1 protein-coding gene is annotated in these 650 nt (G+C 40.9%); it reads left to right on the top strand.

Annotation, left to right across the window (positions count from 1 at the left end):
* Nucleotides 1-650: ribonuclease J (locus tag ABCO64_RS10495; RefSeq protein ID WP_343089429.1), on the top strand; the 650-nt coding region annotated here is incomplete at both ends.

The following is a 650-nucleotide window of genomic DNA, read 5'->3' as shown; positions in this document are numbered from 1 at the left end:
GGAAAGAACCGTTGAAGTCGGCCAAGAAATGGGCTATATTAAAGCACCTCATGGGACGTTTGTCGGACCTAGAGCATTAAAACATTTCGCCCCGCATGAAATCACCATTTTATCAACGGGTTCTCAAGGAGAACCATTTGCGGCTTTATCACGCATAGCCAACGGTACTCATCGCCAAATCAAAATACAAACAGGCGATACCGTAATTTTCTCATCTTCTCCAATTCCCGGGAATCAAACAGGCATCAATAAAACCATTAACCAACTCTTTAAACGTGGGGCTAATGTAATTACCCATTCCCCTTTAAATGATACTCACACCTCAGGGCATGGCGGAAGTGAAGAGTTAAAATTAATGCTTAAACTCATTAACCCTAAATATTTTATGCCGATACATGGAGAACATCGTATGCTGAAAATTCATGCGAAAACTGCCATCGCAACTGGAGTTAAAAAAGGCAATGAATTTGTACTCGATAATGGCGATGTTTTAGCTTTATCACAGCACACAGCTCGTGTTGCTGGGTCAGTGCCTGCAGATAATGTATATATTGATGGTAAAGGAATCGGCGATATTGGGACCGTCGTTTTAAAAGATAGAAAAATCTTAAGTGAAGATGGTTTGCTCAGTGTCGTTGTGACACTTAATG

This window comes from Methanocalculus natronophilus (genome assembly GCF_038751955.1).
Taxonomy (GTDB): domain Archaea; phylum Halobacteriota; class Methanomicrobia; order Methanomicrobiales; family Methanocorpusculaceae; genus Methanocalculus; species Methanocalculus natronophilus.
The sequence above is the reverse complement of the archived record's forward strand: the minus strand, read 5'-3'. Positions and strand labels throughout refer to the sequence as shown.